Annotated in this window: 11 protein-coding genes; 9 read left to right on the plus strand and 2 right to left on the minus strand. The window is 50.8% G+C overall.

What is annotated here, in order from left to right:
* The coding region (locus AB1611_15130) for a hypothetical protein (GenBank protein MEW6380925.1) at positions 1 to 390 on the plus strand (390 nt) is incomplete at its 5' end.
* 42 nt (positions 391 to 432) lie between these two features.
* On the opposite strand, the gene AB1611_15135 is transcribed toward AB1611_15130, so the two are convergent.
* Both AB1611_15135 and AB1611_15140 read right to left on the minus strand, forming a co-directional pair.
* Positions 433 to 1,632, minus strand: a complete 1,200-nt coding sequence (locus AB1611_15135) for an MFS transporter (protein MEW6380926.1) — start codon at positions 1,630 to 1,632, stop codon at positions 433 to 435.
* 43 nt (positions 1,633 to 1,675) lie between these two features.
* Positions 1,676 to 2,485, minus strand: a complete 810-nt coding sequence (locus AB1611_15140) for a DUF364 domain-containing protein (protein ID MEW6380927.1) — start codon at positions 2,483 to 2,485, stop codon at positions 1,676 to 1,678.
* Between the two features lie 1,010 nt (positions 2,486 to 3,495).
* Here AB1611_15140 and mltG point away from each other — a divergent pair.
* From mltG to ftsY, 8 genes are all read left to right on the plus strand, one after another.
* Complete coding sequence (gene mltG, locus AB1611_15145; GenBank protein ID MEW6380928.1) at positions 3,496 to 4,521, plus strand: endolytic transglycosylase MltG; 1,026 nt, start codon at positions 3,496 to 3,498, stop codon at positions 4,519 to 4,521.
* 4 nt (positions 4,522 to 4,525) lie between these two features.
* Positions 4,526 to 5,395 carry an ATP phosphoribosyltransferase gene (gene hisG / locus AB1611_15150; protein MEW6380929.1) on the plus strand — a complete coding sequence of 290 codons (870 nt, stop codon included), beginning with the start codon at positions 4,526 to 4,528 and terminating at the stop codon, positions 5,393 to 5,395.
* A 4-nt stretch (positions 5,396 to 5,399) separates the two neighbouring features.
* Positions 5,400 to 7,331: a PAS domain S-box protein gene (locus tag AB1611_15155; protein ID MEW6380930.1), complete on the plus strand. Its 1,932-nt coding sequence runs from the start codon at positions 5,400 to 5,402 to the stop codon at positions 7,329 to 7,331.
* A gap of 97 nt (positions 7,332 to 7,428) precedes the next feature.
* Entirely contained in the window at positions 7,429 to 8,595 is a 1,167-nt protein-coding gene (locus AB1611_15160; GenBank protein ID MEW6380931.1) for an LL-diaminopimelate aminotransferase, read from the plus strand.
* A gap of 173 nt (positions 8,596 to 8,768) precedes the next feature.
* Complete coding sequence (folK, locus tag AB1611_15165; protein ID MEW6380932.1) at positions 8,769 to 9,272, plus strand: 2-amino-4-hydroxy-6-hydroxymethyldihydropteridine diphosphokinase; 504 nt, start codon at positions 8,769 to 8,771, stop codon at positions 9,270 to 9,272.
* A 312-nt stretch (positions 9,273 to 9,584) separates the two neighbouring features.
* Positions 9,585 to 12,428 (plus strand): UPF0182 family protein, encoded by a 2,844-nt coding sequence (locus tag AB1611_15170; GenBank protein MEW6380933.1) that lies wholly within the window; start codon positions 9,585 to 9,587, stop codon positions 12,426 to 12,428.
* Positions 12,429 to 12,466: 38 nt separating this feature from the next.
* Positions 12,467 to 13,240, plus strand: a complete 774-nt coding sequence (locus AB1611_15175; protein ID MEW6380934.1) for a tetratricopeptide repeat protein — start codon at positions 12,467 to 12,469, stop codon at positions 13,238 to 13,240.
* A gap of 63 nt (positions 13,241 to 13,303) precedes the next feature.
* Positions 13,304 to 14,251, plus strand: a complete 948-nt coding sequence (gene ftsY, locus AB1611_15180) for a signal recognition particle-docking protein FtsY (protein ID MEW6380935.1) — start codon at positions 13,304 to 13,306, stop codon at positions 14,249 to 14,251.

Below are 14,251 nucleotides of genomic sequence, written 5' to 3' on the forward strand. Positions count from 1 at the left end.
TGGCATGATAATCACTCCTTTCAGACCTTTTTTGATACCTCTTCTCTGGTACCAAGGATATTTTACCATGTCCGAACCTCTTTTTGTTTTCTATGTGGTCGCGTATTTATGGCGACCTGTACTAAGCGGGCAAAAGAAGCTAAAAAAAAGTTAATAGAAATTCTGGGTAAGGATACAGAATGCCTGCAATTAATTGATAAAAGCAAAAAGGTCGGAGATGAATCAGAACTATTGGAATTATACGAGACCTGTATTAAACGCGGATTAAAAGAACTTCCTGCCTCGCAAAGACGATATATTCAAGAAGGGTTCTATCAGCCATCAGAAAAGGGCAGAAAAGCCTATATCGAGACTATTCTCTCGAGACTGCCACATAAACAGGCTGCTTAATTATGAGGCAGCATATACACCTGGCAGCCGCTCTATTCCGCTTTAGCCTGCCGCCCTGGCAGATGCCGCTGCCTGGACGAGCGCACACCCAAGCAGGGCAAAACCTGCCCCCATGATAAAGGCGTATTGATAGCCCCATCTCTGCCATATCAGGCCAAAGATAAGGCTGGACGGTAACGAGGCAAGGCCGATTGCACCATGATAATAGCCGAATGCTTTTCCCCTCAAAGCCTGCGGAGCGAATGAGGCCACCAGAGCCCGCTCGGCAGGTTCAGTCAGGCCAAAGTAAAGGCCATAGAGCAGAAAGACCGTAATCAAAGCCATCCTGCCTTGTAAATAAGCAAACAGAAGATATATCCCGGCATAGTAAGCCCAGCCGGCAATAATCATGGATTTTCGGCCAAGGCTGTCGGAAAGTCTTCCTCCGGCGTAGGTTGAAGCCATTTTCACCACGTGGAATATCGCCCACAACACCGCAGCTCCTGCCGCTCCCACGCCGGCCATGTTGAGCCTGAGCAGGAGGAAGGCATCGGTGGAATTGCCAAGGGTAAAGGTGATGACTGCCAGGAGAAACAGCCTGAAACCGCTTCCCAAAGCAGCCCTTTGGTCAGTTTCCCCTTTGACCGGCCCCTTCTGGGGACTGGCCCCTCCAGGATCGGTTTCCTTCTCCCGGACGAAAAAGAGGATAATCACGATAACCATGACTGCGGGAAACGCGGACAGGAGAAACACCCATCGCAGCGAAAGCCCGAAACCCTTCAGCAGAAGGACTGCGGCCAGAGGACCAAAGACCGCACCAGCATGATCCATAGCCCGGTGAAAGCCGTAGGCCCGGCCCCTGAATCCGGACTCAGTGACCTCGGCAATCAGGGTGTCCCGCGGCGAGGTCCTGATACCTTTGCCCACTCTGTCCATGAATCTCAGGACAAGAACCACAGGCCAGGCCGTGGCCAGGCCGATGAGGGGGCGCACCGAAGAGGACAGGCTGTACCCGGCAAGAATGAAGGGCTTTTTCTTCCCTGACCTGTCCGTCAGGTAGCCTGAAACAATTTTGAGGATAGCGGCTGTGGCCTCGGCCACACCCTCGATGAGTCCAAGGCTGAAAGCTCCTGCTCCGAGCACCGAGGCAAGAAATACCGGCAGAAGAGGATAGATCATCTCACTTGAGAGGTCAGTAAAGAAACTGACCAGTCCAAGGGCGATAACGGTTGGCGGGATGTGCTCAGATTTCAATTGTTTCATATACCGTTCTCAAAATCTATCTCAAAAAAAGAAGCCAGAAAAATCACCCTCTCACCGCCACATTGACGAACCGCAGGAACGGGCGAAGCTGCCGGGTTCCTCCTCCTTCGGAGACAATCTGCATCACTTTACCCTCATCGAGAACAGCCGAGCCTCCAAGGTGAGTCACCGGGGTTCCCCGAAACACTTCGGCACACAGGGGAGTTGAGGGTCCAAGGATAAGTACGTGCCGGGGGGTGCCCAGCCCGTTCAGCACTTCTTCCAGGGTGTCATTTAAAATGGAGGTTGCCGTAATAATGGCCACCGTGCACTCCTGCAATATCTTCCTCCTGATTTCCGTTTCCTGATCTTCGGGCAGATGGACCAATGGCACACCCCGCATCGTCTCGTTCCGCTCGATGATGGACAGGGCGGCTCCGCTCTTCTCAATCCGCGAAACCAGGGGGGAGAAAAGGCCGATCATGGCCACCTTGTCCTGCGGGGTCAGATTGATCAGCCCAATGGCGTCATTCTCCTCATCGTCAGGAGAGGATGTCATGAGAGGCGGCCCCGGAGCGATGAGGGCATTGGCTGTGGCCAGTCCCAGGGCTTTTTCCAGGGGATTTTTCCCTTCGACCAGGCGACTTAACAGGACAGATACCGAAAGCCCGGCCAGGTGTCCGGCTTCAGCAAGGACTGAACAGCAGGGCGACAGCTCACTCCGAAGTACAGCGGCCAGCCCTATCCGCCGCTCGCCCTCGATCCTTACCCCCACGTAGCCGAGCCCTATTCTGACCTCTTCGACCCGCAGGTCCTCTCCTGCACTTGCGAGGTACTTATCAAGCCGACTGGCTATTTCTCCCGTTTTGATCATGGCAGATAATTCCTCCTTTTCCAGTAGCATATGTCAGTTTAAATCCTTTCTGGCTATTCTGTCAACGGTGATGCAGAGCAGGCAGATATTTTCTATATTTACTATTATTTCTTATGGTGCTGGAAGGGCTTTCAGGGGCCTTTCCAGAGGCAATATCAAGTGCTTACCAGGTGATCAGTCAGTACGAAAACTTGACGAATGCTGAAAGATTAAGTATGATATAAATAAAAATATGCCGATACCGGTACAGAGAGGTATTTACAACGAGCGAGCTTTTAAAAAGCCTAAATCAAGAATCGGATGAAGTATATCGAACAGCGGAAAGACTTAAAAACAAGGATAAGGAAGAAGCTCAAGCATTTAAAGCAGAAATCCAGGAATTTATTATAAAAGAGGCGAGAACAAAAAAGCTGTCTTCATTAAGAGCGAGATCATCTTTGTTCATCCTGGGTATATCTATAATTATTTCAAAACTTTATTCTGAAAATATGGCTATATTGACTTTAGGTATGGCAGCGCCTGTTGTCCTTGTCAATATAATTCTTATATTTAAATCAGAATCAAATATACTGATCAAATCAGAAGAATACAAAACCCGGCTTACCCACCTGAAAAAGCGGGATATATAACCCCTCTCAACGTTAACTTCTTAACGCGCACTCAAGATTAAGCTTTCCCCCCGCTCCCTTGCTGCATCCGGTGTTTTTACCTTTGATGAAGTATTGATTTAGGAACGAGAGTCAGGTATAATGATTGGATTAAAAGTCTGGCGAACACGAGATGAAATTCTCGGACGGATATACCATTTCCAGCCAAGCCCTTCGTTACAGCCACTACGGATGTGGGCGGTTCTTTAGCGGGAATACTTCCTTAAAATAACGTTTTGGCATAAATATCGGAATGAAATTTAAAGTCAAACTGAAAAATCAGGCCCATACTTTTTGTCAGGCATTCCGAGAAGCATGGTGTAAGGATTTCCCGAAAGATAGATACTGGTATGGAACAGGGCAATGAAATTTTCCGTAGGGCAGGGAAGACAGGTAAGAATCGGCAGGGGGGCTGTCACCTTTGTTGGCTTGACGCTTCTGATATTGCTTGCCATTCATATTTATGGTGCTCTCACTACGCCTCTTTACCTGGACGATCCGGAGGGGAAGATCATCGAAATCAAAAGGGGAATGAATATCAGTGAGATTTCTCTCCTTCTCAAAAAAGAGAAAGTTATTCGGGACGTCTGGTTATTTAAGCTGCTGACCAGGGTAAAGTATGGCATGGTGATCAAGGCGGGAGAATACCGGATGAATTCAACCATCAATATCCTGCAGCTTCTCGACATGCTTGAGCATGGCAAGGCTCTGTGCCATAAGGTCACGGTGCCGGAAGGGCGCACTATCCGGCAGATTGCTGAAATACTGGCAGAGCGCGGTATGGCTGACGCGGAAAAATTTATCGAGACAGCCAATGATCCGGCTCTGGCCAGGCAGCTTGGTATTCAGGCTGAAAGTCTGGAGGGGTATCTTTTTCCCGACACCTACTGCTTTACCAAAGGATTGCCTGAAAAATTGATTATCGAGGCCATGGTTCTCCGGTTTCACCAGGTTATTCCCAGGGAATGGGAAGAGCGGGCCAGGGAGATAGGATTTGATTTTCACCAGATTGTTACCCTGGCTTCGCTGATTGAAAAAGAGACTTCCTGCAAGGAAGAGAAACCTCTTGTGTCGGCTGCCTATCACAACCGGCTCCGGGACGGCATGCGCTTGCAGTGTGATCCGACCGTCATTTACTCACTGGCAAGCTTTGGCGGAACTCTGACCAAAGAGCACCTGTCGATTGATTCTCCCTACAATACCTACCGCATATACGGGCTTCCGCCCGGTCCTATTGCCAATCCCGGTAAAGATTCAATCTGGGCAGCCTTGCATCCTCTTAATATCGGGTATCGCTATTTTGTGTCAAAAAATAATGGAACTCATCAATTCTCTTTCACTTTAGAAGAGCATAATCGAGCTGTAGAAAAATATCAAAGGCGGAGGTAGTTTCATGAAGTTACGAATCGGGATTCCGAAAGGGAGCTTACAGGAAGCGACAATTGCCCTGTTTCGGAAGGCGGGATACCATATATCGGTAAGTCAAAGGTCATATTATCCGGTAATTAACGATTATCAGATGGAAGCCATGCTTATCCGGGCTCAGGAGATGGCCATTTACGTCCAAAACGGGGTCCTGGATGTCGGATTGACCGGCAAAGACTGGATACTGGAGCAGAACGCCGATGTACACGAGGTTGCCGAGCTGATTTACGGCAAGGAAGGTCTGGCTCCGGTCAAGTGGGTATTGGCTGTCCCGAATGATTCCGATATCCGGAGCATCCAGGATCTGGAAGGAAAGAGAATCTCCACGGAGCTGGTCAACTTTACCCGGAATTACCTCCGGAAAGCGGGAGTCAATGCCGAAGTTCTTTTTTCCTGGGGAGCTACGGAGATCAAGGCCCCGACCCTGGCCGATGCCATTGTCGAGTTGACCGAGACCGGCAGCACGCTGCGGGCCAATAATCTTCGCATTGTCGAGACCCTGATGGAATCCACCACCCGGCTGATTGCCAATAAATCTGCCTGGAACAACAACTGGAAACGGGAGAAAATCGAAAATCTGGCCTGCCTGCTCCGGGGATCGCTCCTGGCTGAAGAAAAGGTCGGCCTCAAAATGAATATTACCCAGAAGGATCTGGACCGCATCGTTGCCCTGCTTCCAGCCATGCACACTCCGACCATATCGACTCTGGTGGATAAAGAATGGGTAGCCCTGGAAGTGGTCATCGATGAAAAAGTCGTGCGCGACATCATTCCGGAACTGAAAAAAGCCGGAGCTACCGGGATTGTCGAATATCCCTTAAGCAAGGTGATTCCGTAAGGCCATGCGAGAAAAGATTCTCATTGCCGAAAGTAATCCCCGGTTTCTGGGCAAGCTTTCAACCATTCTGATTCAGAATAACTATCAGATCATTGCCGCCTCGAAGCAGGATGAGTTGCTTGAGCATGTTCAGAAAGACTCCCCGGATCTTCTTCTCTGGAGCTATTCCATTCCCTTTCTGGATGATCCCGGCCTTCTGAAAAGCCTGCATCAGAACCATGAAAATACATCGATTGTTTTTCTGGTCAATCAGGAAAATGAATCCCGGATCAGGGATCTCATCTGCGACGGAGCGGATGACTATCTGGTTGAACCCTTCGACGATTCCCAGGTTCTGGCCGTTGTCGGCAATGCCCTGAAGTTTCGCCAGATCAAACTCAGAAACAAGATGATCTGCCAGGAACTGGTCAACGCCAATCAGAGGCTGTCCATCAAGACCCGGCAGTTTCAGGAACTGGTGGATTTTCATAACAGTATCCTGGAAAATATCAATGTCGGCATCTTTACCATTGATTCCCGGTTTGCGGTCACGAGCTGGAATAAAAAGATTCAGGAATTGACCGGCATTTCCCGGGAAAACGCTCTGGAGAAAAACATCTTCTCCCTGTTTCCGGTTTTGCGCGAGGATAACCTCCACCAGCGGATATCTCAGGTTGTGCATCATGGAGGAACCACGGAACTGGGCCATATCTACAGCCTCAATCCGCTGGGCGAGCATGTATGCTGTGCCTATAAAATTTCTCCTATCCGCAAGAATGGAGAGATTCTGGGTGCGGTTCTCCTGGTGGATGATATTACCCAGAAGATCAACCTGCAGCAGGAGCTTAACAAGACGCAGCGGTACTTGAGCCATCTGGTGGAAAACTCTACGGATGCCATCATCAGCTTCGATCTGGACGGAGTGATCGTCACCTGGAACCAGGGAGCGGAGGCCATATACGGATACTCTGATAAAGAGGCGATCGGCAGGAAATGGGACATCCTCGTCCCCGCTCATCACCATGATGAGGTGGGCCACCTCTTCAAATGCGTCAAAGAGAACAGCTCGGTCAAGAACCTGGAATTATCGATGATCAACCGGAAGGGGAAAGAAATTCCCGTTACCATGAGTCTGTCCCTGATCAAGGACCCTCATGGTCATATCTTCGGATTATCCTGTATCTCCAGAGATCAGTCTGAAAAGCGCGACCTTCAGAACCAGCTCATCCACACGCAGAAAATGGCTTCTCTGGGAAGCATGGCCGCAGGTATGGCTCATGACATCAATAATCCCCTGGCTTCAATACTCGCCTATGCCGAACTGCTGGTCAACAAGACGGAAAAAATCGGTTTTACCGAGCTGACCGGTCATCTGCTGCAGGTTGAGGAAGATGTCGAGCGGATCGGCAGCATGATCAGGAAAATGCTCTGGTACTCAAAACCATCTCCTCCTCAGCTCAGCCAGGCCAACGTCAACGAGCAGTTGAACAGAGCCGTGGAATTTGCCAATTTTCAAACCCCTCTGCGGGATATCAAGGTAGTTCGGGAATATGATCCGAATCTGCCGGATACCCTTATGAATACTAGAGAGATAGTCCAGGCCTTTGTCAATCTCATTACCAATGCCGTAAAAGCCATGCCGAATAATCAGGGGACCCTGACGCTCAAAACCTTCCAGCGGCATAACATGACTAATGGAGCTGATGAGATCGTGATCATGGTCAGTGATACCGGCATCGGCATTCCTGAAGAGAACCTTGGCAAAATATTCCAATACTGCTTCACCACCGGCGAAAGCACCGGCAAGGGAAACGGCCTCGGTTTATATGTAGTCAGAGCCATTGTCGAAGAAAACGGGGGCAATATCCAGGTGCAGAGCAAAGTAAATGAAGGGACGACCTTTACCATAACCCTGCCCATAAAAACCGATGGAAAATCCAATCCGTTTCTTCAATGAAAGTGGTCAGTGGCCAGTGGTCAGTAAAAACGGTGGTCAGAAAAAGAGCTGATAACTTCAAACTGATAACTTCTTTAATATCGAGGATACCTGCATTATGAAGATAGCCATTGCCGAAAGACTGAATCAGCTTCCTCCCTATTTATTTGCCAAAATCGACGCTTTGAAGGTGGAAGCCATAAAAAATGGGGTGGATATTATCGATCTTGGAATCGGAGACCCTGACCAGCCAACCCCTCTCCATATCCGGGAGAAAATGAAAGAGGCCGTGGAAGACCGGGCCAATCACCGCTACCCGTCCTATCAGGGCCTGCGCGACTTCAGAGAGGCTGTAGCCCGGTGGTACCAGAGGAGATTCGGGGTCGATCTTGATCCTGATACCGAGGTGCTCTCGCTGATCGGATCCAAGGAAGGGATCGCGCATGTTCCGCTGGCCTTTCTCAATCCCGGCGATGTCTGCCTGGTTCCCGATCCGGGTTATCCCGTTTATCAGGCGGGGACTACCCTGGCCGGAGGGATCGTTCATCGCATGCCCCTCCTGCCGGAGAACGGATTTCTCCCGGATCTGACAAAAATCTCTGATCCCACGGTGCTGCAAAAAGCCCGGCTGTTCTTTATCAACTATCCGAACAACCCCACTGCAGCCACAGCCGAGCCGGGATTTTTCCGGCAGGTAATCGACTTTGCCCGAAAGCATAATATCATCGTCTGCCATGACAATGCCTATTCCGAAATTGCTTACGACGGCTATCAGGCCCCGAGCTTCCTTCAGATCGAGGGGGCCAAAGAGGTGGGAATCGAGTTTCATTCCCTGTCCAAAACCTATAACATGACCGGCTGGCGCATCGGTTTTGCCGCAGGCAATGCCGAAATCATTGCCGCTTTGGGCAAGGTTAAAACCAATATCGATTCGGGAATTTTTCAGGCTGTCCAGAGGGCCGGTATCGCAGCCATGAACATGGACCAGGAATGCGTCCGCGATATGTGCAGGCTCTATCAGGAGCGCCGTGATGTCCTCTGCCAGGGGCTCGAATCTCTTGGGTTTACCGTAGTGCGACCCAGGGCGACCTTTTATCTCTGGATCAAGGTCCCCGCAGGCACCACCTCCGAAGCCTTAACCCTGCGGCTTCTCAGGGAGGCGGGAATCATCTGCACACCGGGTACAGGATTCGGCACCTATGGCGAGGGATTTATCCGCATGGCCCTGACCATCCCCAAAGAGCGAATGGCCGAGGCCGTGGACCGGATGAGAAAGGTTTTGTGAGCATCTGCAAGTACCCAGCCTGAAGGGCAATGCCATTAAGTTAAGAGGCAGCGGAGTTCATGCCCAAAGCTCAGGGCACTGTTTTTTCCCCTCTCCCCTGGAGGGAGAGGACTGGGGTGACGTCCACAGTATTTACCGCGCCGTGTACTTCATAAAAACCAGGGAGAAAAATCATGGCCGCTGAGGTCTATCTGGGTCTTGGCTCCAACATTGAACCCCGGATTCTCCACTGCTATCAGGCTATATATCAGCTTCAGCGATCATCTTCTGGTTCTGTGGTCGAGCGATCCTCATTTTATGAGACCGAACCCTATGGGTATGAGAAGCAGGACTGGTTTATTAACCTGGTCCTGAAAATCCGGACCGAGCTCTCCCCGCATAGTCTGCTGAACCTGACTCAGCAAATAGAGAAAAGTCTGGGCAGGGAGATCAATTTCAGGTGGGGTCCAAGGGTCATCGATATCGACATTCTCCTCTATGAGGATGAGCAGATTGAGGAAAAAGACCTGGTAATTCCCCATCCACTGCTGCACCTTCGCAAATTTGTTCTTTATCCCCTGGCCGAAATCGCGCCGGATCTGGAGCATCCGGCGATTGGCAAGACCGTGAGGGAGCTTCTTCAAACCTGTCCTGACCAGAAGAAGGTTAGAAACCTTGAGCACCGAGAAAGCCGGTGAGGAGCCAGGAGTCGGAATGGATCGACAAGAGGCTTCCAGCAGCTTACTGACTTCTTCAAGTTGACCCATCAAGGTTGAAGTATCCCCATATTCCCCTTTGTGCCTGGTTCTGTGCCTGAGTAGATACCTCTGCTGCAACCCCGGCTGATATCCCTTGACATATTTTTTCGGTTTATGGTAGCATAAGTGCTGGTAAATTATGCCCTTTTGATGGTCCGCTGATTGTATTGTCGGTCCACTGGTTATGGTGGCATACCGTGGCAATCCACTGATCAACGATCAACAGCAGTATATTCCCTCAGGGAGAATTTCATGAGAAAGGAAAAGATAATCCTTCTTTTTGGCCTTGCCCTGCTGCTCTTCCTTGTTTTGGGAAAGGCAGCCGACATCTATGGAGAGTTGTTGTGGTTTCAAGGGCTTGGTTACAGTTCGGTATTCTGGACCATCCTGCTTACCAAGGGATTGACGGCCATTGCTCTGGGAACATTGTTCTTCCTGGTGGCGGGGCTTAACCTGTATCTGGCCCGAAAAACCGGGCCTTCAAAAAAACAGTGGGAGCTTTCCGTCCGGCGGCAGGGCATGGGAGGAGTGGAAACCATCCCCATCAGGCCTGAATACGTTAACCGGCTTCTGTTGCTCGGCTGCCTGGTTCTCAGTGTATTTATGGGTATATGGCCGGCAGGGATGAAGTGGGACGAATTTCTCCGGTTCTGGTATCAGACCCCTTTTTCCCGTCTTGACCCGATCTTTCACCGGGATATCGGATATTTTGTCTTTTCTTATCCGGTCATGGTGTTCATGCAAAAATGGCTTTTTTATACCCTGCTGATAACCACTGGACTGGTTGGCTATATCTATTCGAAAGATGGGGAGATACGGCTCAAGTTGGCTGACTTCATGTTTACCCGCAGGGCCAAGGCCCACCTGTCGGTTTTAGCCAGTCTTCTTCTGCTGCTCTTTGCCTGGGACAAGCGGCTCAAAATGCTGGGGCTGCTCTATTCATCGAGGGGCGTGGTCTTCGGTGCCAGCTATACGGATATGCACGCTCAGTTGATAGCCTACTGGATCCTGTTCATCATTGCCGGGGTGTGTGCCTTTTTATTCTGGATCAATATCTCCTCAAGGGGGTGGAAGTGGCCCCTGATCGGTCTGGCCAGTTTGTTTGTCCTTTCTATCCTGGTGAATGAGCTCTACCCCTGGGCACTCCAGCAGTTTATCGTCGAACCTAATGAACTGGCCAAGGAACGGCCGTATATTCAGCACAATATTCAGTATACCCGCCTGGGATATAACCTCGATAAAATCGAGGAGAAAAATTTTCAGGCCCTTACCAACCTGAGCCTGGCGGATATCCAAAAAAATGCTCTTACGCTCAGGAATGTCAAGCTGTGGGATAAAAAACCCCTGAAACAAACCTACAGCGAGCTTCAGGAGATGCGGCTGTACTACAATTTTATCAATGTGGACGAGGACAGGTATATTCTCAATGGAGAACATACCCAGGTTATGCTCTCTCCCCGGGAGCTTAATCAAAGTCAGTTGCCCGAACAGGCCAGGACCTGGGAAAACGAACACTTTAAATACACGCACGGCTACGGACTCTGCATGAGCCCGGTTAACAGCGTGACCGAAAAGGGATTGCCCAATCTGGTAATCAAGAATATTCCTCCGGTCAGCGAGGTGGACCTGAAAGTCAGGCGGCCCGAGGTGTATTATGGAGAGCGGGCCAATGATTTTGTGATCGTCAATACGGCCAGTCCCGAGTTTGACTATCCCAGGGGAGACACCAATGTCTATACCAATTACCAGGGAAAGGGCGGGGTGAGGGTTGGATCATATCTTCACCGGCTGATTTTTTCCCTGAAGTTTTCAGACTTTAAAATCCTCCTTACCAGTTATGTCAAACCTGAGAGCCGCATTATGTTTCACCGCGAAATCAGGGATATGGTCAGGACCCTGGCGCCCTTTTTGATCTATGATCGGGACCCTTATCCGGTAGTCTCATCAGCCGATGGGCATATATACTGGATTCAGGATGCCTACACGACCACGGACAAATATCCCTATTCCGAGCAATCCATGCTGGTTTCGGCTGATGACAGCCTGCCCCTCCAGGGAGGAGGACCGCTGCCGATGCTTTTGTCCGGTCGGCAGCCCGGAGCTGGAATAATCAATTACATCCGGAATTCGGTCAAGGTGGTAATCGATGCCTATGATGGGACGGCGATTTATTATGTGGTCGATCAGGAAGATCCGATCATTCAAACTTATCAGAAGATGTTTCCTGCGCTGTTCCGGCCTTTTTCCGAAATGCCGCAGGATTTGCGGTCCCATATCCGGTATCCCAAGGATTTATTTGAGATTCAGGCCAATATGTATCAGCTCTACCACATGCAGGATGCCCAGGTATTCTACAATAAGGAAGACCAGTGGGATTTGCCGAGGCAAAAAGGACTCTCAGATCAGGAAGAGTCTCCCATGGAAGGGTACTACCTGACCATGCGCCTGCCGGAGCAGGAAAAAGAGGAATTCCTCCTGATGGTGCCCTTTACCCCGAATAATAAAAGCAACATGATTGCCTGGATATGTGCCCGGTGTGATGGTCCTGATTACGGGAAACTGCTGGTCTATAAGTTCCCCAAGGAAAAGCTCATTTACGGTCCCCGTCAGGTCGAGGCCCGGATCGATCAGCAGACGGAGATTTCCCGTGAGCTGACCCTGTGGAGTCAGCAGGGCTCGCAGGTCTTTCGGGGAGACCTTCTGGTCATCCCCATTGAGCGGGCAATCCTCTATATCGAGCCGGTGTATCTGGTGGCCGCAGGGGAAAGCCAGTTGCCTGAATTAAAGCGGGTGATCGTGGCCTATGGAGATAAGATCGAGATGAAGCCAACGCTGCCGGAAGCCATGCAGGCGGTCTTTGGCCAGGAGATGGCAGAAGCCGCTCCGCCGCCGCCTCCCCCGGCCCAGCAGCGTGAACCGGCGCAGATACCGGGCGGCGGAGCACAGTCACTGAACGATCTGGCCAGGCAGGCTGATCAGTATTTCCAGAAAGCCCTGGAGAGCCTGCGAAACGGAAACTGGGCACAGTATGGCCAGTATCAGGATGATCTGGGAAAAGTCATTCAGGAATTACTCAAAGCTTCAGAGGGAAAATGAAAAGAAGAAAAACCTTACCTGCATTACCTACACTACGCATGGCTGTTGCAGGCATTGTTCTGGCCGCCATATTCGGCCTTGGAGGATGCCAGGGGATGAAAGCCCGTTTGCAGGAGGCGGAGAACCACTACGAATACGGCCTGCTCTACCTTCGGAATGGAAAATATAACCTGGCCTTTGGTGAATTCCAGAAGGCCAGGGAGCTCAATCCGAAAGACCCGCGGGTATATAACGGGCTGGGATTGACCTATTATTTCCAGGGGAAATTCTCCGCGGCTATCCAGGAATACCATAAAGCGATCAGGCTGAGCCCGGAGTATCCGGAAGCCTATAACAACCTGGCTGCCGCTCTGGGCAAGGAGGAGCGGTGGTCTGAGGTCATCCGCTATGCTGACAGGGCGCTGGCGATCCCTTCGTATACGACGCCCGAATTGGCACACTTTAATAAAGGATTAGCCTATTATCGCCGCGGGGAATACGAAAAAGCCAGGACTGAATTTGAAACCTCACTGGAATTGGATGCAAACTATGCCGATACGCACTTTCATCTGGGTTTGACTCTGCTTGCGCTGAAACAGCATGCATCTGCCGTAAAATCCTTTCAGAAAGCTCTGGAACTGCTCTCTATGGCTGAGGAGAGCCAGAACGATGCTCTCGCTGTCGAGTGCCGCTACCACCTGGCTTTAGCCTATTTTCAGAGTGGACAGAGCGATCTGGCAGCCAGAGAATTCCAAAAGGTTATTGATCTTGCTCCGGACAGTGGCCGGGCTGGGGAGGCTCGAGGGTATCTTGGCAGGCTGAAGATGAAGTAAAGACAAAATACAAAGGTAAAGGCAAAGGGCACCACTCAAGACACAGAGGCACAGAGAAAAACAATGGAACTTAAACCAACAAGCTGGTTTCAGCGGCTGCGGCAGGGCCTGGCGAAAACCCATAATACCCTTATGGGCGGCATCAACAGGCTGCTTCGTGGCAAGACTGCGGTTGATGAGGAATTATTTGAAGAGCTTGAGGAAGTTTTAATCCTGGCTGACCTTGGCTTTCAAACCTCTCATGAGGTGGTGGATCGGCTGCGGGATAAGGCCCGGCGGCAAAAAATCACCGAGGCTTCGATGCTCCGGTCAGTCCTGCAGGCGGAGCTTCTGGAAATAGTAAAACCGTTTCAATCTCCCCTGGATATTTCCGCACACGCTCCCTTTATCATGATGGTGCTGGGAGTCAACGGTGTTGGAAAAACCACGACCATTGGCAAATTGGCTGCCCGCTATACCCGGCAGGGGAAGAAGGTGCTCCTGACCGCGGGGGATACCTTCAGGGCTGCGGCTATTGAGCAGCTCGAAATCTGGGGTCAGCGGGCAGGGTGTAGCGGAGTGATCAAACACCAGTCCGGTTCGGATCCTTCAGCCGTGGTTTATGATGCCATTCAGGCTGCCCGGTCACGAAACATGGATTTAGTGATTATCGATACCGCAGGCAGGCTGCACACCAAAGACCACCTGGTGGCTGAGCTGCAAAAGATGAAACGGGTAATCTCCCGGGAAATGCCGGAGGCTCCGCATGAAATCCTTCTGGTACTGGACGCTACCACAGGTCAGAATGCGCTCCAGCAGGCCCGGCAATTCAATGAGGCGCTTCAGGGAATCACCGGCCTTGCGCTGACCAAACTGGATGGCACAGCCAAGGGAGGCATCATTTTCAGCATCGTTCATGAGCTGTCCATACCGGTCAGGCTGATCGGTGTGGGTGAAAGCGTCGAGGATCTTCGCGATTTTGAGGCCGATGAATTCATCGCTGCCTTGTTTGAAACCGCTGAGGAAGATTGA

This window comes from bacterium (assembly GCA_040755755.1).
In the GTDB taxonomy this organism is placed as follows: domain Bacteria; phylum SZUA-182; class SZUA-182; order DTGQ01; family DTGQ01; genus DTGQ01.